Here is a 19,606-nt window from a genome sequence, read left to right as displayed (position 1 = left end):
CTTCAGGGGTCCGAGTATTAATCCAGGTCCATTTCGCTGGCGCTGTTCACAGCACCCTCGTGCCATGGAAAAGCTCCGGCGTTCTTTCCGTTTTCCCAATAAAATTTACCGCGTGGTTTATTGTAATTACCGGTTTCGTTCATCGTTTCGGAATCATACAATCTTCCATTCACCATGGTATACCGGATGCTTTCGGTGTTGTGAATATCCGCCAGCGGATCTTTATCCATCACGATCAGGTCTGCCAGTTTGCCCACCTGCAGGGAACCTATTTGTGTATCCAGGCCGAGGCTGGTAGCCGAATTGATGGTGGCGGTTTTTAATGCCTGCAGGTTGCTCATGCCACCCTGCTGCATCATCCATATTTCCCAGTGAGCACCGATGCCTTGTATCTGCCCATGTGCGCCCATGTTTACGGGTACGCCGGCATCGCTCAGTTTTTTGGCGCTTTTGGACACGAGGATATGCCCGTTCTCATATTCTTCTTCCGGCAAAATAGTACGCCAGCGGCTTCTTGTATCCAATACATTCCGCGGAGTAAAACGCATCAGCCTTTCTTTTTCCCACACATTTGTATGCTGGTACCAGTAATATTCACCACTAGGTGCATTGTAACAAACGATGAGTGTTGGTGTGTACCCCGTTTTTGAATTTTTCCAAAGGTTGATCACGTCATCATACAACACCCCAACCGGCACATTATGTTCTACCGTGGTATGCCCGTCCATCACCATACCAATATTGTGAAAAAAGAACGAGCCTCCTTCCGGCACTACCTCCATTTTCAGTTCGCGGGCAGCCTGAATCACCATCTGGTTTTGCTCGCGGCGTGGCTGGTTGTAACTTTTTACGCTGAACGCGCCAAAAGCTTTTGTCCGGCGCAAGGCACTTCTTGCATCATCAAGGGAATTGATCACCGCCTTAAAATCGCCATCGGCACCATACAATATAGTGCCCGTGCTGAATACACGAGGGCCCACCATTTCACCGGTCCTTACCATTTCGCTTTGCGCAAAAACCATTTCGCTGTTAGCCGATGGATCATGTGTGGTGGTTACACCATACGCCAGGTTGGTATAATATGGCCAGTGTTTCTGCGGCGTCAGTCCGCTTCTGAAGTGCCCCACATGCGCATGCGCATCTATGAAGCCCGGCATGATGGTCTTGCCTTTGCAATCGATTTGTTTTGCAGTGGCAGGGATGCTTACGTCCGTACTTTTTCCAACTGCTTTTATCATGTTTCCATCTACCAGGATCGTCCCGTCGGCAATCACTTCATCGCCATTCATGGTAATGATCTGTGCATGTGTAAATGCGATCAGGCCTTTAGGTTTGTCCGTTTTTAAAGTAAGCCCTACACTTATCCCGGAGTCGGGCATTTTGAAAAGGCTGTCGGGTTTGTTCGCGATGAATTCAAAACGTTCGGCAAGGTTGATAGTGTAATACTGGTCGCCAAGTGTATAATGTACCTGTTTGTTATCGGCGCTCCAATGAAGGTTGATACCCGCGTCGCGGGAAATTTTCTTCACCGGTACTGCATTCGTGCCTGCAGATATATCGATCGTTTTGCCCGTTGCCGGAAATGCTGCCACATATACATTATGCAGGTCTACAAATGCCACCCATGTTTCATCGGGTGATACTGCAAACTGGCTGCCATAGGTACTTTTGAAGATCGTTTTTTCATCGGTTCCATCAAGCTTGTAACTGCCGAATGAGTTTCTGCCACGTTGCACAAAAAGCCTGTCGCCGGCAGCATTGAACTTCGGTGACTCACCACCGGCGCTTACAAATTTTTCATTTTTCCCTTCGGCATCCATGATGTACACACCGGTTTTTGCGGTGTATGGATTACCCAATACATTGTCGCCGTCGTCTTTCAGGAAAGCGATCCATTTTCCATCAGCAGAAAAAGAGGGCGTACGGTAAATGGCTTTGGCAGTAGTTATTTTTTTCGGTTTTGCACCTGCGGTAAGATTCAATTTACAGATCGCCCCTGCTGCGGTATCATTCCATGTTACATAAACAATATTTTTTCCATCGGCAGAAAAAGAAGGCTCCGCTTCCTGGTCGGTGCCATTGGTAAGCCTTTCAGGTTTACCGTTCGGTAATGTTTTTTTCCAAAGGAAACCGGCTGCATTGAACAGCAACAATTTTCCATCTGGAGAAGTGGTTGCATTGCGGATGACGTGTGCCGTAAATTCATCGGGGTTGATATCCTGCTGAAACCTGACGGCATCGGTTATACGCTGTTTTACATGGCAGGTGAATGGTATTTCTTTCGCAGCGTTCACAGCCATAGCATCAATGCGCAGGATCTTGCCTCCGCTCCAGATCACTATCTCTTTATCGCCGGGCATCCAGCTGAAGCCGGTGTACACACCAAAGGTTGTCCAGGCTTCCTGTTGGTCTTTCGTCAGTTGATCGTATATGGGCCACTCTTCCGCGGTTTCGAGGTTGCGCAGGTACAACACGGATCTTGTTCTTACTCTTTTTACAAAAGCCAGCGTTTTGCCATCGTGCGAAATCTGCGGCCTGCATGCTCCTCCCGGCCCGCCTGTAACGGTTTCGATGCTTCCTTTTTCACGGTCGAAACGTTTGATCACGAATATCTGGTTGTTCGGATCCTTATTATATTGAAAAAACCCACCGGGATACATATCCTCACTATAATAAACATATTTTCCATCGGAGGAAGCGCTCGGCTCGTTCACATCCTGCTGATCGTTTTTTCTTACCGTCAGCTGAAGGCCATCGCCGCCGCTGATATGATAGATCCACAATTCACCTGCACCGAGTGAGCGGCCTGAAGTAAAATGTTTTTTTGCGATGATGTACTGCCCATCCGGCGACCAGGTAGCATTATTAAGCAACCGGAAATTTTCTTTGGTCACCTGTTTTGCGTCGCTGCCGTCGCGGTTCATCGTCCAGATATTATCGCCACCACCGGCATCGGAAGTAAAGAGGATCTTCTTTCCATCGGGACTGAAACGCGGCTGCACTTCCATCGCAAAATTGTGGCGCAATACTTTCGCTTCGCCACCGGCGATCGGAATGGAATAAATATCACCCAAAAGATCAAACACCACGTCTTTTCCATCCGGCGACACATCCACATTCATCCACGTACCTTCTTTAACGGTAAAGGCCACTTCTTTAAAAGGGCCTTCGGGATTATTGACATCCCATTTCTTTTTATCCTGGGCATGGGAAAAGGAAAAAGCAAAGATTGCTAATGCCAAAAGCAGTGATTTGGTGTGCATGCGGATTTTTTTTGTAGGAGTGAAGTTAAGATTTTTAACCACAGAGTAGCATGGGGTTATTTCGCAGAGTAGCACAGAGAAATACTTTAAACCCCTGTGCCACTCTGTGATTGCCTCTGTACTACTCTGTGGTTTTCTGTTTATATTTGCAGCCTTAATTCCATTTATGTTCAACAAAAGAAAAAAGATCAACAGCCTGCTGCAATCCGATGAGGCTAATTATGAAGCAACCGTGATGGGTTGGGTGCGCACTTTTCGCAACAACCAGTTCATCGCACTCAACGACGGCAGCACCAATAATAATTTACAGGTAGTAGCCCAATTAGGTCTGCTCGATGATGCCACTTTGAAACGCATCACCACCGGCGCCTGTATCAAAGCGGTGGGTGAAGTGGTCCCTTCGCTTGGTAAAGGACAGAAAGTGGAGCTCAAAGCTACTTCCATTGAAATACTGGGGGACAGCGATGCGGAAAAATTTCCGTTGCAGCCTAAAAAACATAGCCTGGAATTTCTACGTGAAAATGCGCACATCCGTTTCCGCACCAATACTTTCGGGGCAATTTTCCGTGTAAGGCATTCTCTGGCCTTCGCGATCCACCAGTTTTTTAACGATCGGGGTTTTGTATACATGCATACGCCTATCATCACGGCCAGCGATGCGGAAGGGGCTGGCGAAATGTTCAGGGTGACCACCTTGCCACTGGATGGCACGGCTCCAAAGAACGAAGATGGCAGCATCAATTACAAAGAAGATTTCTTCGGGCGCAGCACCAACCTTACCGTTAGCGGACAGCTGGAAGGTGAACTGGCAGCAATGGCGTTCAGCGATGTGTATACGTTCGGGCCTACGTTCCGTGCGGAAAACAGTAACACCACCCGTCACCTGGCGGAATTCTGGATGATCGAACCGGAAGTTGCTTTCAACGACCTGGAAGATAATATGAACCTTGCGGAAGATTTCATCAAGTATATCATCCGCTACGCGATGGAACACAATGTGGATGATCTCGCATTTTTAAGCCAGCGCCTGGAAGAAGAAGAAAAAACCAAACCACAGGCAGAACGCAGTGAAATGGGGCTGCTGGAAAAACTGAATTTTGTGGTGAACAATGATTTTGAGCGCCTCACTTATACCGAAGCGATTGAAATATTGAAAGAAAGCAATCATAATAAAAAGAAGAAATTCCAATACCTCATCGAAGGATGGGGTGCCGATCTGCAGAGCGAGCACGAGCGTTACCTGGTAGAAAAACATTTTAAAAAACCGGTGATATTGACCGACTATCCCAAAGACATCAAATCGTTTTACATGCGTATGAACGAAGATGGAAAAACGGTAGCCGCGATGGACATACTGGCTCCGGGCATCGGTGAGATCGTTGGCGGCAGCCAGCGTGAAGAACGACTCGATAAATTGCTCGAACGCATGAAAGAAATGCATGTGCCGGCAGAGGAACTTGACTTTTACCTCGATACCCGCCGCTTCGGTTCCTGCCCGCATGCGGGCTTCGGACTGGGTTTTGAGCGATTGGTTTTATTTGTAACCGGTATGACGAATATCAGGGATGTAATTCCTTTTCCAAGATACCCCAAGAGTGCTGCATTTTAGTTGGCAGGCAAAGAGGAAAAAATACAAAAGGCGTCCCGAAAATTTCGGGACGCCTTTTGTATTTTTTCCTTGCACATTTGCGTGAACTCTTTGTAACTTCATTTTATGCCTGCAAAAAAATATTTCGAATACATTCTGAACCCGATGGAGATACTGCGTACCAAAAAAGTACTGCAGGTAAACCCAACGGTGGCGCCTACACGAAAAGAGCCGGAAGAGAGCAGGATCTGCGTGTACGAATACGACAAGGATAAATGCAGTGATGTAAAGCTGAAAGAAGTAACCGATTGTTTTAAGTTCCTGGATTCAAGATCTATTACCTGGATCAATGTGGATGGTTTGAGGAAAGATGATGTTGAAAAGCTGTGCGCTCATTTTTCTGTTCATCCGCTGATCGTAGAAGATATTTTAAGTATCGGCCAGCGGCCAAAAATGGATGAGATCAACGGGCTGGTGTTTTGTGTGCTGAGCATGTTGTATTATAATGACAAAGATTCCATTGTAGAAACTGAGCAGGTGAGTATCATCCTCGGCAATAATTTTGTGATCAGCTTCCAGGAAGATGCCGCCAAAGATGCGTTCAATCCCCTACGCGACAAGCTGAAGATCAATACCAGTAAGGTTCGGCAAAATGGCGCCGACTTTTTATATTATACCCTCATCGATCTTATCGTAGATAATTATTACCTCGTAATGGAAAAACTCGGTGATAAGATCGAAAACCTCGAGGAAGATATCATCCGCAACGCGAATACCCGAACGCTGGCAAAAATTAATATGCTGCGGAAAGAGATGATCGTTTTTAAACGCAGCATCGCACCTGTTCGCGAACTCGTCAATGGCATCCTGCGCAGCGAAAGCGAACTGATAGAAGAAAAAACGGAAAAATATTTCAAGGACGTTTATGATCATATCGTGCAGGCCAATGACCTTGCGGAAAACTACCGTGATATGATGATGAACTTACAGGACCTTTACCTCAGCAATGTGAACCTGAAGATGAACGAAGTGATGAAAGTGATGGCGGTAGTTACCTGCCTGCTGGCGCCGGCCACCGTTATCGGCGGCATCTTCGGGATGAACTTCGAACGGCTGCCCCTGCTGCACAATCAATGGGGATTTTTTATTTCTGTAGCGGCCATGTTATTTATTCCGCTGGTGATGATCGGGATATTCAGGAAGAGAGGTTGGTTTTAACAAACCCCGGAGGTTTTGAAAACCTCCGGGGTTTTATCGCACTATAGGTTTCTTGAACACCGGCACGGTACTGCATGGCTCGCCATACATAATGCTTTTCGCTACCGGGCGCAAACGCTTCGTAATTTCTATGTAGGCAGATTCGGTGATCGGCAACTCGCCGCAACCTTTCACCACCACCCGCTGGTCTGCAAATTCTTCTGTGGTGATGTTACCGATATTCTGCAGCAATATTTTTTCCGTGGTTTCTTTTTCCGTACCGAAAACTATTTCCCGGGCTACGGGTTGCAGTGCACTCGCCACCAGCATATAAGCCCACATTGGTATTACCGCATCAGCGCTGCAGGTAAGTGCAACAATTTTATCCTGGTAAACGGATACATCCAGCGCCTTCAGTTTTTCCCTGAAATCTTTTTCTTTCAGGATAAGTTCCATAAACAGGTAATCTTTCATATCAAAAACCGCTACCTCGTTTTTTGGATAATAATCTTCCAGGTTCAAGGTGATGATCCCGCTTTCGGCTACCTTATTTATAAATGTTTCGCTCATTGTGTAAAATTAAAACAAAAAACCGCCCCGGGGATACCGGGGCGGCGATTATAACTTTCTATAAACGGAAATTAAAAGGTTTCGCTTCTCTTATCCTTGATATCTGCCTGTTTCCTGAGGCCTTCAAACCAGTTGTTCAGCTGGCTGCGCAATGAAGCCAGGCGTGAAGTGATCCTTGCAGATGCAGCTTCCGGTGCTTCCACTTTATTCTGGATGCTGTTTACCTTTATGATATACACACCATTTGTACCTTCAATCGCCGGAGATTCTTTGGTTTCGTATGCTTTGTTGAAAGCGGCACCTATCACTTTCGACTCCATACCCAGCGAGTTGATGATCTGGGAGTTGAAGGTGAGGGTAGAATCCTGGCCCGCCATCGCCACCGGTTTGTTGTATTTGGCAGAAGCTGTCTGCATGGTCGGGTTTGCACCGATCGCTGATTTTATCAACGCGGCTTTTTTCTGTTTAATGATGATCACTTCCGCACCACTACGAGCTGTAGCTGCATCCTGAACACCTTCTTTTTCAATCTTATCAACTGTTGCTACCACAAACTGGTCGCCCAGGTCGAAGGGTTCGCTTACATCTCCTTTATTAGCTTTGAACGCCCATTTGATCAGTTCCCTGGTACGGCTGTCCTGCAGGGTTCCGGCAGAAAAATCGTTTTCTTTCACCAGTTGTGGCAATTGAGTAAGGTGCAGCCCGTTCTTCGAAACGTATGCTGCCAGGGTGGTAGCATTTTTTTCGCTGGCTGCTTTACCGGCATCATTGCTGGCTTTGTTGATCGTTTCAGGGCTTGCGGCAATTTCTTTTGCTACAAACGCGATCTTGTAAGCCGGCTTGAAATTAGACTGGCTCAATATTTCTATAATATGATATCCGTCGTTAGAAAGAATCACTTCTTTGCTGCCAACCGGTTTGTTGAATGCAAATTCGTTGATAGCCGCGTCTTTGGTGCCGAATGCAAAAACACCCATATCACCGCCTTTCGCTTTGCTTTCGTTATCTGCGGAATATTGTACTGCCATGCTTACAAAATCACCACCACCTTTAAGAACTCCCAAAAGGCTGTCGGCCAATTTCTGTGCACCCGCCTGATCCCTGATCGGCTGGTTGGTCTGCGGATCATTCAATCCTATCACAATTTCCCTCGCCCTCACGCTGTCCGGCATTTCTTTGGAAGCCAATACTTTTGATAATAGGTAAAGACCTTGTTCTACCACCGGGCCAAACACAGTTCCCTGCGGTTGTTTTACGATCGTATCTATGTTAGATGCACCGATCTTATCTTTTGGCAGGAACATGTCGTTGAATTCGATCGCCGATCCGTTTGCCGCAACAAATGCTTTTGCATTGCTGTCTGTAGCAAAAGATTGTTTGATCGTTTCCAGCGAATTCCTGATCGCAGCGCTATCTGCCGCAGTTGGCAGCTGGCTGAAGCTGAGGTAAGATATCTTACGGCCGGCTTCCTGCTTGAATAATTCTTTGTTCTTATTTACATAATCAACGATGTCCTGGTCAGTCACTTTTACGGCGCTGTCAGAAATTTCGCTGTATGGAATTCCTACATAAGAAATGGTAGAGAATGCTGTTGCATCTTTTGTATCCCTTTCCTGCATCCAGGTGGGGTAGTATGCGCTCGCGCTGATGAGGCCACCATATTTTGCAGCACTGCTGGACAATTTCAATGGATCGATCAACTGGCTGTTGATATTGTCACGGGCTTCGCCTTTTGATTTCTTGATCTCAGCCCAGGCCTGCTGTGCTTTCGCCATATCAAGTTTGCCGGTTGCCTGATCGGCAAGACCTTGCTGCATGAACGGGTTGGTAGGATCACTGCTGAATAATATAGCAGACAATTCTTTTGGAGTAAGTTCGATACCCAGTTTAGCAGCTTCTTTATAGAATACCGCTTCAGCTACCAGCTGGTTCCAAACCTGTTCCCTGATCTGGTAAGTTTGCTGGGTAGTTACTTTCTGCCTTGTACGGCTTTCTTCCTGTGCTTCAAGTTGTGTTACACGTTTTTGAAATTCTGCGAGCTCGATGCCCTGTCCGTTCACTTTACCTACTGTGGTACCGGAAGAACGGTTGGCATTGTTGGCCCCTGAATTTCTATCCATCAAAATGAAACCGATCAGACTCAAGGCGATAACAACAACGGTGATTGCTGCTCCTTTGTCACGAATACTTTGAATAATTTGCATCTGCTTTATTTAATTAATTTTGGAGGGCAAAAATAGGGTAAAAAATGTTATTAACACCTAATTTATAAACTGGGGAAAACATAAGTTTTTTACGCTGTAGTATTGGCCTGTCCTGCATTCGCAGAAAAAAAAGCGGGGCGGGGGGAAATTTTGAAAAAACGGTTATCAACAGCCCTTGTTAAAAACCCTCTTTTTATGTTGATAAAGCAGGTTTTTAAAAAAAATTACTGGGTATAATTGGATGGTAAAAGGAGGGGTTATTCACCAAAACGGGTAAAGGCATCCTTTTTTATCATTTTATCCCAATGCTGTTAACAGCATTTATAAAAAAAAGCGCCGGATTATTATCCCCCGTGTTTTTTATAAACAGGTGTTAATTATAAAGGCCATAAAAAATAAAATCAGCGGATAACAGGCGATAGCGGCGCTATATATTACTAAATCGTTATGTTAATATGATGTGGATGAGGGTGGGTAAAGTAAAAAATTTAATTTTGCAATAGTTGGGAAAAGTTTTGTTTCCACATATTAACAGCCCTAATAGTAATAAGGGATTATATAAATAAATAGTATTAATACATATTATGGCAGATATTAACACACATTCGTTGGTAGCAGAAAAAGGTTTTCTCGACATAGAGCTGGATCCCACACTTGATCTTTTCGCGGAGATTGAAAAACTTAAGAAAGAAAAAAATGCGATCGTGCTGGCACACTACTACCAGGAGCCGGATATCCAGGATGTGGCGGATTATATCGGCGATAGCCTGGGGCTGGCGCAAAAAGCGCAAAGCACCGATGCCGACATCATCGTTTTTGCAGGGGTACACTTTATGGCCGAAACAGCCAAGATCCTCAACCCAAAGAAAAAAGTGTTGTTGCCCGATCTTAATGCCGGATGTTCATTGAGCGACAGTGCTCCCCCTGCCCTCTTCAAGGCTTTTAAGGATAAACACCCGGATCACCTGGTCATCACCTACATCAACTGCAGCGCCGGTATGAAAGCGTTGAGCGATATCATATGCACCAGCAGTAATGCGCAGAAGATCGTGGAAAGCCTTCCAACGGATCAGAAGATCATTTTTGCACCTGATAAAAACCTGGGTGCATGGATCAATAAACAAACGGGCCGGAATATGGTGCTCTGGAACGGTGCCTGCATGGTTCATGAAATTTTCAGCCTGGAAAAGATCACCAGACTGAAAGTCCGCCACCCCAATGCAAAAGTATTGGCGCACCCTGAGTGCGAGGAACCTGTATTGGCCGTAGCAGACTATATAGGCAGCACTACGGGCATTTTGAAATATTCGCAGATATCCGACGCCAAAGAATTTATAGTGGCTACAGAAGCCGGGATTCTGCATCAGATGCAAAAGAGCAATCCGGAGAAAACGTTCATTCCGGCTCCGCCAAACAATTCCTGCGCCTGCAATGATTGTCCATATATGAAATTAAATACATTAGAAAAATTGTATCTGTGTATGAAATACGAAACTCCTGAGATCGATATGGATGAAGAATTGCGCCTCGCGGCAAAAAAGCCCATTGAGCGTATGCTGGAGATCAGCGCTAAATACGGACTGTAAGTCAATAGTCAATAGTGAATAGTCAAATCTTTGAACTTCTCTCGGGCTCATTATTTTTTTGCTCAGAAATTATAAATATTTTTGCTTTTTGATGTTAAAAATTTAAAGGTTAGTGCAGCCTTCGAAGATTTGACTATTCACTATTGACTATTCACTAAAATATTACACATGTCTATCCCTTCGGTTGATCTTGCAGATTTTTTAAGCGGTGATCCAAAAAGAAAAGAAGCATTTGTTCAGGATCTTGGCAAGGCCTACGAGGAAGTCGGTTTTGTTGGTGTAAAAAACCACGGCCTCACCGACGAATTGATTGAAGATCTTTATAAATACGTTCAGCAGTTTTTTTCGCTGCCACTCGAACAAAAAAAAGAATATGAAATTGTCGGAATGGCCGGCCAGCGGGGTTATACCAGTTTTGGTAAAGAACATGCAAAAGGAAGTGATGCGCCGGACCTGAAAGAGTTTTTTCAATACGGACAGATCGCCCGGGAAAATTTTTCAGAAGAATTGTATCCTGAAAATGTGAGGATTGCTGAAGTTCCGGCTTTCAACAATACATTCGATGATGCCTACCGGGCATTCGAAAGATCGGGTACGGCATTGCTGCAGGCCATTGCTTTGTATCTCGGACTGGATGAGAATTATTTTGACCAGTACGTGTATAATGGAAATTCTATTTTGAGAGCGATCCATTATCCGCCAATCACGAGCGAACCAAAAAGTGCTATCCGTGCGGAACAGCATGAAGACATCAATCTTATTACTTTGCTCATTGGCGCTTCGGCAGATGGTTTGGAAATTCTTACGAAGCAGGAAGAATGGATACCGGTAACTTCGGTACCGGAGCAGATCGTGGTGAATGTTGGCGACATGTTGCAGCGGCTTACGAATAATAAATTGCGCAGCACCACACACAGGGTTGTCAATCCAAAACGTGAAGTATGGCATACCAGCCGTTTTTCTATCCCGTTCTTTCTTCATCCAAAAAGCAGCATGAGCCTGAAATGCCTGGAAAGCTGTATCGATGAAGATCACCCAAAAGCTTATGAAGATGCCACTGCAGGTGAATACCTCGATGAGCGCCTGAGAGAAATAGGATTAAAAAAATAATTATTATTAAGCCATTCATTCCGATGAATGGCTTATCTTTTTCGTATTGAAATTATTTCGCCATATACCTTTTCTGAAAGCTGTATTATTATACAGCGTTACTGCTTTTGGCGGGCCCCAGGGGCATTTGGGAATGATGATGAAAACTTTCGTTCAAAAAAGAAAAGACATCACCGAAGAAGAACTGATCGAATATAATTCTTTCTGCCAGCTTTTACCCGGTGCATCCAGCACACAGACCATCACTTTGATCGGTTACAAACGTGGAGGAGTTTTGCTGGCCACACTCACACTCATCATCTGGATATTACCGGCGGCGATATTGATGGGGGCCTTTTCTTTTTTACTGACAGCATTTCCTTCCAAGAATCTTACGAACGGTTTATTGAAATTCATTCAACCAATGGCCATCGGCTTCCTGGCATTCGCTGCAATAAAAGCATTTAGTATTTCTGTCAAAAATCTTATCACGCAGATCATCATGCTGATTTCTGTGATCGTCACTTTTTATTTTTTCCGGACGCCATGGATATTTCCGATCCTGATCCTTTGTGGTAGCATTGCTACTAATTTCAGCAACAAGCGTATTCCTGAAGTGGAGAATAAAAAAGTGCGAACGATCCATTGGAGAAATATCTGGCTGTTCGTGGTGATCTTTTTAATAGCCGGTATTCTCAGTGAAACAGCGCGTAAGCAGGAGTGGGAAAACAGGAAGGCGTTTAATCTTTTTGAAAACTTTTACAGGTTTGGAAGTTTTGTCTTTGGAGGCGGTGATGTTTTATTGCCGATGATGCTGGATCAATATGTGGAAAGACCTGTAGCTCCCATCGTGTCAGTAAAAAATCCGAATGCGATCAAAATTGAAAGAAATGATATCCTCACTGGTTTTGGAATGGTGAGGGCGATGCCGGGTCCTGTTTTTTCGGTAGCCAGTTTTACCGGTGGTATAGCTTTGAAAGACGAAGGATTCAAAATGCAATTGCTCGGTTGTTTTATTGGTACAGTGGCCATTTTTCTTCCAAGTGCGTTGCTGGTACTTTTCTTTTTTCCGGTGTGGCAATACCTAAAAAAATATGTGGTAGTTTACCGTTCGCTCGAAGGGATCAATGCGGTAGTGGTCGGGGTCATGTGGGCGGCAACATTATACCTCCTCAGGGGAATGAAAGTGACTGACCTTGGATTATTGAATTTATTGAGTTTTGGAGTAATAGCCGTGACTTTTTTATTATTACGTTACACAAAAATCCCGGCTCCGTTTATCGTGATCGGCTGCCTTTTACTCGGCTGGATTTTCTAAAGAGTTTCCGTAATAATTATTTTTTTCAATTTCTTCTTTCACTGCATCAGTTACAAGATATCGAATAGACTTTCCTTTTTTGATCAACTCACGGATACGCGTACTCGAAATTTCCAGCAATGGCGCATCAACAATTTCTACCGCTGCTCCATCAGGAACCTGCACGTCGAAGCCTGGTCTTTTGTAAATGTAGATCTTGTAGCTTTTCAGCAGCAGTGCTGCGTTTTTCCATTTCTCAATATTTTGAAAACCGTCACTTCCCATGATGATGGAAAATTGATGCTGCGGATATTTTTCTGAAAGATAAGTAAGCGTATCGATCGTGTAGGAAGGCTTGGGAAGTTTAAATTCGACACTGCTGGCTTTTATTTTATGTTCGCCTTCCAAGGCAGTATTTACAAGGTGAATCCGGTGATGTTCGTTCAATAATCCGGCAGATCTTTTAAAAGGATTTTGTGGTGACACTACTAACCATACTTCATTTAGTTCGGAAGTATTGGCCATGTGTGATGCTATGATCAGATGCCCGGTATGTATGGGATTAAAGGAACCGAAATATAATCCTATTTTCATATAATAATTATATATAATACAAAATTATATTTCCTCTACCAAAATATGATGAGCTTCATCCAGACGAAGACTTAATTTATATCCTGCAACGCTTATTGAGATGGGATCTTTAAAAGGAGCTATAAGATCTACTGTAATTGTTTCACCCGGGACACATCCCATTTCCATTAGCTTTAAAAAAATATCATCATTTTCAAATGAGCGGATGATCACTTCTTTTCCAACCTTTATTTCTGATAGCCTTTGATACATAAATATATTTCCAATTTGAAGGGTTGGTAAAATTACAATAATGAGAATGTTATTAATTTCGATTTCAGAAATATTAGCATGGATATAGCATTTCATTTTCAGAAAAAATGTTCCCTCAAAAATAGGCTTGAGCTGAAGCAATTTATTACGTCGGTTTTTAATAAAGAAAAAACACCGGCAGAATCGTTGAACGTTATTTTTTGCGACGATGAATATTTGCTTGATATCAATCGTACATTTTTGAGCCACGACTACTATACCGATATCATCACTTTCAACCTGGCTCACGGAAAGGATCAAGCAGTTCAGGCTGAGTTATATATCAGCATCGACCGGGTAAGGGACAATGCTATTTCGCATTATGTAACGAATAACCAGGAACTTCATCGTGTGATCTTTCATGGAGTGCTTCATCTTTGTGGATACAAGGATAAATCGAAGAAGGATATTTTAGTGATGAGGCAGATGGAGAATAAGTATTTGAACTTATATTTTAAAAGTTAGTCTTCAGTTTTAATTTCCTCCAAATCATTTTTTTAATTCATCAATATAAGTCACTAGTTCTGGCGCAACTTAAATATTTAAAACCCTCCTTTTACTAGCCGGTGAAACAGGCTTCTTTACTGTTTACTTCCTTTTACTTCATACTCTCTATTAAAGTGACTTCAGCCTGTCGGCTTATAAACAATAGAATAAGGCAGAATTAAAAGTTTCATGTATTTAGTTTGCTTTGTAGAAGCAGTTTTTATTTAGACAACAATAAAGATCATATCAGACTATGATGTTCCACGTGGAACATATTATTTCTCACTATGGTTAAATACAATGTTCCACGTGGAACAGCTGTTAAATTACCACTCAACGTCTTTATTTAGGAATGGGTAAATATTACCTTTGTACCATGTTTCAGAAATACGATGTAATAGTAGTGGGCGCAGGGCATGCAGGCTGTGAAGCCGCCGCCGCCGCTGCCAATATGGGCAGCAAAGTGCTGCTTATTACTATGAATATGCAGACCATCGCCCAAATGAGTTGCAATCCGGCAATGGGTGGTATTGCAAAAGGACAGATTGTGAGGGAAATAGATGCCCTGGGAGGTTACAGCGGAATAGTAACCGATAAGAGCATGATACAATTTCGCATGCTGAATAAAAGTAAAGGACCCGCTATGTGGAGCCCGCGGGCTCAAAGCGACAGGATGTTATTCGCTTCAACATGGAGGGAAATGCTGGAAGCTACTCCCAACATCGACTTTTACCAGGATATGGTAAATGAATTGATCATCGAAAACGGTGTTGCAAAGGGCGTAATCACCGGGCTTGGCCATAAAATACACTCAGATGCTGTGGTGTTAACCAATGGAACATTCCTTAATGGAGTGATCCATATTGGAGAAAAGAATTTTGGTGGTGGGCGTGTGGCAGAAAAAGCCGCCACAGGGATTACTGAACAATTGGTTTCTTTGGGATTCGAAAGCGCCAGGCTGAAAACCGGTACACCTCCACGCATCGATGGCAGAAGCCTTGACTATAGCAAAATGGAGGAACAGAAGGGAGATGAAGAAATGGTTGGCTTCAGTTATGAACCAATAGAAAAATTGGCCGCGTCTAATCAAAAAAGCTGCTGGGTTACTTATACCAGCTCAGAAGTTCATGAAATATTACGCACCGGATTTGAAAATAGTCCGATGTACCAGGGAAGGATCAAAGGCTCCGGGCCAAGATATTGTCCGAGCATAGAAGATAAGATCAATAGGTTTGCGGAGAGAGAGAGGCACCAACTGTTTGTTGAACCCGAAGGTTGGAATACGGTGGAAATATATGTAAATGGATTTTCTACCTCGCTTGCTGAAGAAGTACAGCTTAAAGCATTGAGACAAGTACCAGGTTTTGAAAACTGCAAGATGTTTCGCCCGGGATATGCGATCGAATATGATTTCTTCCCTCCTACCCAACTTACTGTCAGTCTGGAAACCAAACGGATCAAGAAACTTTTCTTTGCCGGGCAAATCAATGGAACAACCGGATATGAAGAAGCGGCCTGCCAGGGGTTGATGGCAGGTATAAATGCTCATTTAGCTGTTAAAAACGAACAGCCGTTAGTTTTAAAACGTAGTGAAGCATACATTGGAGTGTTGATTGACGATCTTATAAATAAAGGAACGGATGAACCTTACCGGATGTTTACCAGTCGTGCGGAATTCAGGACATTGTTACGCCAGGATAACGCTGATATCCGGTTGACAGAGATCAGCTATCGTCTGGGACTGGCCAGCCAGCAAAGGATGGAGAGGGTGTTGGAAAAGATTGAAAAAGTAAAAGAAGTAAAGTCTGTACTAAACTCCACAGCAATTGAGCCCGCGGAGTCAGACGAATTTTTAAAAGGCGTTTCATCATCACCGTTAGTATCACGCCAAAAGGCCGCCCAGCTTCTATTGAGGCCAAATATTGATTTGAAAGAAATGATATCTTCAATTCCATCTCTTGCGGAAAAACTGAATGGATATAGTGCAGAAGTTCTGGAACAGGCAGAGATACAAATGAAATATGATACTTATATTGAGAAGGAAAAAGAACTGGTAGGAAAAATGAATCAATTGGAAAATCTTGCCATACCGGAAAACTTCAATTATGATAAGTTGGTTTCGCTGAGCAATGAAGCAAGGCAAAAGTTCATGAAAATTCAGCCACGTACACTTGGCCAGGCCAGCAGGATATCAGGAGTTAATCCAAGTGATGTGCAGATACTGATGGTGTATATGGGCAGATGATATAAAAATTAATCATATTAAATAATAATTAAATGTTTTTAAAACCAGAAAATACAAAAGCAGAAATATTTGCAGAGATTGATGAATTTCTCTCCAGCAAAAAATTAGAAGTTGCCAATAAAGATGACCAACGCCCATGGGGTGGATTTTTTGTGATTGATGAAGATGATGCAGAAAAATTCATTGCCGAATTTTTCCCACATCTGAAAAAAGAAGACCTGACTATTTCAGGAAAATTGAGCCCGAAAATATTGCTGGTGGCTCCTTCAAAAAGATTGAGCTGGCAATACCATCATCGTCGTGCGGAAATATGGAAACTGATTGGCGGTGAAGCTGGTGTAATTACAAGCGATAACGATGAGGAAAAAGAGTTGACAAAACTATCCATCGGAGATATTGTTAAACTTCAGCAAGGAGAACGCCATCGGCTGATCGGGCTCGACAACTGGGGAGTGATAGCAGAGATCTGGCAACACACCGACTTTGACAATCCAAGCAATGAAGATGATATCATCCGCCTGCAGGATGACTTTGGTAGATAATTAAAAAAAGGCGACAATTACTGTCGCCTTTTTATGAATTTTATTTTGCGGAAAATTTCTCCGCGGCAAAATACATTCTCAATTCGTTGTAACTGACTTCCGGCGCAAGGGCTTCCATGAGTGTACTCATACTTACATCCCCGTGAATATTCACAGCATCCCGGATGGACGACTGCTTCTTTTCTGAAAGCAGATCGGTAAGAGCGATTTCTCCCAATTCAATAAAGTGTATAAGGTGGCCTTCAATAGTGCCGGTTGTTAAAGACCTTATGGAAGAAATCTCATTCACTGTCTTCCCTTCTTTAAAAAAATCAAGGGAGACTTTTTTCGTATCAATCTTAGGCTCTTTTACTTTCTCCTTCTTTTCTTTTTTCTCCTTTTTTTCTTTCGCAGGTTTCACATCCAGCGCGGCCATGTTTGTTTCCAGTGAGTTTTGTGTGCAATAACTTTCTATCGCTTCCAGAATTTCATCGCCGTATTTATCAACTTTAGCTTTTCCAAAACCAGAAATGCGCAAGAGGTCTTTTTTGTTCAATGGAAGAAAAGTAGAAAGTTCTTTTAATGTGGCCTGGTTGGCAACCATCCAGATGGGGCTACTTGTGTCCTCACAAACCATATCCCTCCAGCGTTTGAGCGTATCATACAACTCCGCATTCGGCGTGTCTGTATAAGATTGTTTTTTTCCACTTGCATAACAATTGATACTAAATCTGGGAAGAGCGAACTTCAGTTTATGTTGCAGAAAGGTAGTAACAGAAAAAGGCTGCGTACAATATTGTAGAAAATAATTACTGGTGTAAATGCTGGTAAGCAATTGTAGCAATGCTTCATTAACAGGTGTGGATGCTTCTTTATATTCAGTAACCAAAGGATGTTGCTGCAGCATGGCCTGGAATTTTTCCAGCCTTGGTAGAAAATAATTTGCTGCATCATTGATCCGTTTTTGCAACGCTTCATTTTTTTCTATCTCCGAAATGCCTTTCATCATCTCTGATATCTGAGAATTGAATTTTAAACCAGCGGCCCTGTCTGATAGTAATTGCTGACGAAATTGCTGTACCCATTCGAGCGCACCCACATTAAATTTATCCTTGTTTTGCCTGATAAGGTTTTCGAGTTGATCCCCACTTATATGTATTTCTTCGAAAGAAAAAATACTTTCCAATAATTGTTGCGTAAATATTTTTCTCGCTCCTTCAAAACGTTCTGCCAGAGAGCCACGGTGCGAAAGCGATTGCTGTCCTTTCAACACATGTTCGTTGCTGTGAATTGCTGACGCAGGAATTTTTGATAACAAAACAATTCCTTCAAGACTGGTACACCTGCTCAATGCGACATATACCTGTCCACTACTGAAAGCAGCTCCCGCATCAATCATAACATGATCGAATGTAAGTCCCTGGCTTTTATGTATGGTAATTGCCCACGCCAACCTCAAAGGATATTGGGTAAATGTACCGAGTGTTTCCTGCTCCAGTTTTCCATCCGCTTTATTTAAACTGTATCGTGAGTTTTCCCATGTTTCTTTTGGTACATCAATATCAAATCCATCGCAATCCACGATGATCTTATCTTCTTCGAGCGATTTTACAGTACCGATCTTACCATTGAAGTATCGTTTATAAACTGCATCATTTTTGAGGAACATCACTTGCGCACCTTGTTTCAACTCCAGGGTTTTATCTACCGGAAAAAGATGTTCCGGAAAATCATTTTCCACTTCCGATTCATATTTATAAGCCGGTGCCAATAACCGGTTTATCTCGCGCTGGTTAATTTCATCGGCCTGGCGGTTGTGAGAAGATAGCGTAATATACTTTTGTTCCTCTGTTGGTCGGAAACCGGGATCGTACCTGAAATGCAGATCCTCAAAATCATCGGCAGACATATCATTGTTACGGATCTTGTTCAATAGTCGCACGAAGGAATCTTCTTTCTGACGATAAATTTTATCCAGCTCAATCAACAAAGGCATTTGCTCCTTTACTGCAATGCTGTCAAAAAAGAAGGGGGAACTATAATATTCCTGTAAGATTGTCCATTCCTGGTTTTGTACCACCGGTGGAAGCTGATAAAGGTCGCCTATGCAAAGCACCTGCACCCCACCAAAAGCTGAATCATGGTTTCGGCGTACACTTCGTAAAATGGTATCGATCGCATCCATCACATCGCACCTTACCATACTGATCTCATCGATCACCAGCAGTTCCATTTTTCGTAATAATTGTTGCCGTTGTTTATTAAATCTGATCTTTGCCAGTAATTCTTCTTTGTTGTGACGTGTCGGCAAAAAAGGGTGAAAAGGCAATTGAAAAAGGCTATGTAAAGTGACACCTCCGGCATTTATCGCAGCAACACCGGTAGGTGCGGCAACAATGATATTCTTGGCGCAATGCTCTTTCAGGTATTTTAAAAAAGTAGTTTTACCGGTGCCGGCTTTTCCCGTCAGAAATATATGTTCGCTGGTTTCTGTAACAAAGCGAAAAGCCAGGTCGAAGATTTCATTTTTTTCAATTGTCATTATCACAAATTATCGGGTATCTGCAAAATTATAGCCCCGTTCAAAGTTAACCATCCTTCATCGATATTGGCTACACTGCATCTGATTTACCCGGATGGAAAAAGTAGCGGCCATCACATACAATTATATGTTA

Annotated in this window: 14 protein-coding genes; 8 read left to right on the top strand and 6 right to left on the bottom strand. The window is 43.3% G+C overall.

What is annotated here, in order from left to right:
- Nucleotides 1-17: 17 nt before the first annotated feature.
- On the bottom strand, nucleotides 18-3,242 hold the full coding sequence (locus EGI32_RS01195) for an amidohydrolase family protein (RefSeq protein WP_255153526.1): 3,225 nt from the start codon (nucleotides 3,240-3,242) through the stop codon (nucleotides 18-20).
- Between the two features lie 187 nt (nucleotides 3,243-3,429).
- On the opposite strand from EGI32_RS01195, the gene asnS reads away from it, so the two are divergent.
- Both asnS and corA read left to right on the top strand, forming a co-directional pair.
- A complete protein-coding gene (gene asnS / locus EGI32_RS01190) occupies nucleotides 3,430-4,872 on the top strand; it encodes an asparagine--tRNA ligase (protein WP_255153525.1) in 1,443 nt (480 codons plus the stop codon).
- A gap of 105 nt (nucleotides 4,873-4,977) precedes the next feature.
- Nucleotides 4,978-6,069 (top strand): magnesium/cobalt transporter CorA, encoded by a 1,092-nt coding sequence (gene corA, locus EGI32_RS01185; RefSeq protein WP_255153524.1) that lies wholly within the window; start codon nucleotides 4,978-4,980, stop codon nucleotides 6,067-6,069.
- Between the two features lie 33 nt (nucleotides 6,070-6,102).
- On the opposite strand, the gene EGI32_RS01180 is transcribed toward corA, so the two are convergent.
- The gene (locus tag EGI32_RS01180; protein WP_255153523.1) at nucleotides 6,103-6,618 is read right to left on the bottom strand and encodes a DUF2480 family protein; all 516 of its coding nucleotides are present in this window, start codon (nucleotides 6,616-6,618) and stop codon (nucleotides 6,103-6,105) included.
- Between the two features lie 71 nt (nucleotides 6,619-6,689).
- Nucleotides 6,690-8,822, bottom strand: a complete 2,133-nt coding sequence (locus EGI32_RS01175) for a SurA N-terminal domain-containing protein (protein ID WP_255153522.1) — start codon at nucleotides 8,820-8,822, stop codon at nucleotides 6,690-6,692.
- Between the two features lie 584 nt (nucleotides 8,823-9,406).
- On the opposite strand from EGI32_RS01175, the gene nadA reads away from it, so the two are divergent.
- The 3 genes from nadA (at nucleotide 9,407) to EGI32_RS01160 (ending at nucleotide 12,815) form a co-directional block, all read left to right on the top strand.
- Nucleotides 9,407-10,408 carry a quinolinate synthase NadA gene (gene nadA / locus EGI32_RS01170; protein ID WP_255153521.1) on the top strand — a complete coding sequence of 334 codons (1,002 nt, stop codon included), beginning with the start codon at nucleotides 9,407-9,409 and terminating at the stop codon, nucleotides 10,406-10,408.
- Between the two features lie 168 nt (nucleotides 10,409-10,576).
- Nucleotides 10,577-11,518, top strand: coding sequence for an isopenicillin N synthase family oxygenase (locus EGI32_RS01165; protein ID WP_255153520.1), 942 nt, complete (start codon nucleotides 10,577-10,579; stop codon nucleotides 11,516-11,518).
- Nucleotides 11,519-11,564: 46 nt separating this feature from the next.
- Nucleotides 11,565-12,815: a chromate transporter gene (locus EGI32_RS01160; RefSeq protein WP_255153519.1), complete on the top strand. Its 1,251-nt coding sequence runs from the start codon at nucleotides 11,565-11,567 to the stop codon at nucleotides 12,813-12,815.
- Here the strand turns inward: EGI32_RS01160 and nadD are convergent.
- The gene (gene nadD, locus EGI32_RS01155; RefSeq protein ID WP_255153518.1) at nucleotides 12,795-13,388 is read right to left on the bottom strand and encodes a nicotinate (nicotinamide) nucleotide adenylyltransferase; all 594 of its coding nucleotides are present in this window, start codon (nucleotides 13,386-13,388) and stop codon (nucleotides 12,795-12,797) included. The two genes, EGI32_RS01160 and nadD, sit on opposite strands and share 21 nt — an antisense overlap.
- Nucleotides 13,389-13,412: 24 nt before the next feature.
- On the bottom strand, nucleotides 13,413-13,781 hold the full coding sequence (locus EGI32_RS01150; protein WP_255153517.1) for a FeoA family protein: 369 nt from the start codon (nucleotides 13,779-13,781) through the stop codon (nucleotides 13,413-13,415).
- Between EGI32_RS01150 and ybeY the strand changes: the two genes are divergently transcribed.
- The 3 genes from ybeY to EGI32_RS01135 all read left to right on the top strand — a co-directional run bounded on the left by ybeY (nucleotide 13,719) and on the right by EGI32_RS01135 (nucleotide 16,952).
- Nucleotides 13,719-14,144 carry an rRNA maturation RNase YbeY gene (ybeY, locus tag EGI32_RS01145; RefSeq protein ID WP_255153516.1) on the top strand — a complete coding sequence of 142 codons (426 nt, stop codon included), beginning with the start codon at nucleotides 13,719-13,721 and terminating at the stop codon, nucleotides 14,142-14,144. The two genes, EGI32_RS01150 and ybeY, sit on opposite strands and share 63 nt — an antisense overlap.
- A gap of 397 nt (nucleotides 14,145-14,541) precedes the next feature.
- Nucleotides 14,542-16,410, top strand: coding sequence for a tRNA uridine-5-carboxymethylaminomethyl(34) synthesis enzyme MnmG (gene mnmG / locus EGI32_RS01140; RefSeq protein WP_255153515.1), 1,869 nt, complete (start codon nucleotides 14,542-14,544; stop codon nucleotides 16,408-16,410).
- A 32-nt stretch (nucleotides 16,411-16,442) separates the two neighbouring features.
- Nucleotides 16,443-16,952 carry a hypothetical protein gene (locus EGI32_RS01135; RefSeq protein ID WP_255153514.1) on the top strand — a complete coding sequence of 170 codons (510 nt, stop codon included), beginning with the start codon at nucleotides 16,443-16,445 and terminating at the stop codon, nucleotides 16,950-16,952.
- Nucleotides 16,953-16,992: 40 nt separating this feature from the next.
- Here EGI32_RS01135 and EGI32_RS01130 read toward each other — a convergent pair whose 3' ends face one another.
- Nucleotides 16,993-19,473: a helix-turn-helix domain-containing protein gene (locus EGI32_RS01130; RefSeq protein ID WP_255153513.1), complete on the bottom strand. Its 2,481-nt coding sequence runs from the start codon at nucleotides 19,471-19,473 to the stop codon at nucleotides 16,993-16,995.
- Nucleotides 19,474-19,606 lie beyond the last annotated feature (133 nt).

Origin of the sequence: Ferruginibacter sp. HRS2-29, assembly GCF_024343615.1 — a bacterium.
Lineage (GTDB): Bacteria > Bacteroidota > Bacteroidia > Chitinophagales > Chitinophagaceae > Ferruginibacter.
Note: the sequence above shows the minus strand (reverse complement) of the source record. Positions and strands in the feature narration are given on the sequence as shown.

What these genes read in the sequence shown, in the direction of transcription:
- EGI32_RS01165 (WP_255153520.1), top strand. Translation starts at nt 10,577, where the DNA reads ATGTCTATCCCTTCGGTTGATCTTGCAGATTTTTTAAGCGGTGATCCA.
- EGI32_RS01135 (WP_255153514.1), top strand. Translation starts at nt 16,443, where the DNA reads ATGTTTTTAAAACCAGAAAATACAAAAGCAGAAATATTTGCAGAGATT.
- ybeY (WP_255153516.1), top strand. Translation starts at nt 13,719, where the DNA reads ATGGATATAGCATTTCATTTTCAGAAAAAATGTTCCCTCAAAAATAGG.
- EGI32_RS01180 (WP_255153523.1), bottom strand. Translation starts at nt 6,618, where the DNA reads ATGAGCGAAACATTTATAAATAAGGTAGCCGAAAGCGGGATCATCACC.
- asnS (WP_255153525.1), top strand. Translation starts at nt 3,430, where the DNA reads ATGTTCAACAAAAGAAAAAAGATCAACAGCCTGCTGCAATCCGATGAG.
- nadD (WP_255153518.1), bottom strand. Translation starts at nt 13,388, where the DNA reads ATGAAAATAGGATTATATTTCGGTTCCTTTAATCCCATACATACCGGG.
- corA (WP_255153524.1), top strand. Translation starts at nt 4,978, where the DNA reads ATGCCTGCAAAAAAATATTTCGAATACATTCTGAACCCGATGGAGATA.
- mnmG (WP_255153515.1), top strand. Translation starts at nt 14,542, where the DNA reads ATGTTTCAGAAATACGATGTAATAGTAGTGGGCGCAGGGCATGCAGGC.
- EGI32_RS01175 (WP_255153522.1), bottom strand. Translation starts at nt 8,822, where the DNA reads ATGCAAATTATTCAAAGTATTCGTGACAAAGGAGCAGCAATCACCGTT.
- nadA (WP_255153521.1), top strand. Translation starts at nt 9,407, where the DNA reads ATGGCAGATATTAACACACATTCGTTGGTAGCAGAAAAAGGTTTTCTC.
- EGI32_RS01130 (WP_255153513.1), bottom strand. Translation starts at nt 19,473, where the DNA reads ATGACAATTGAAAAAAATGAAATCTTCGACCTGGCTTTTCGCTTTGTT.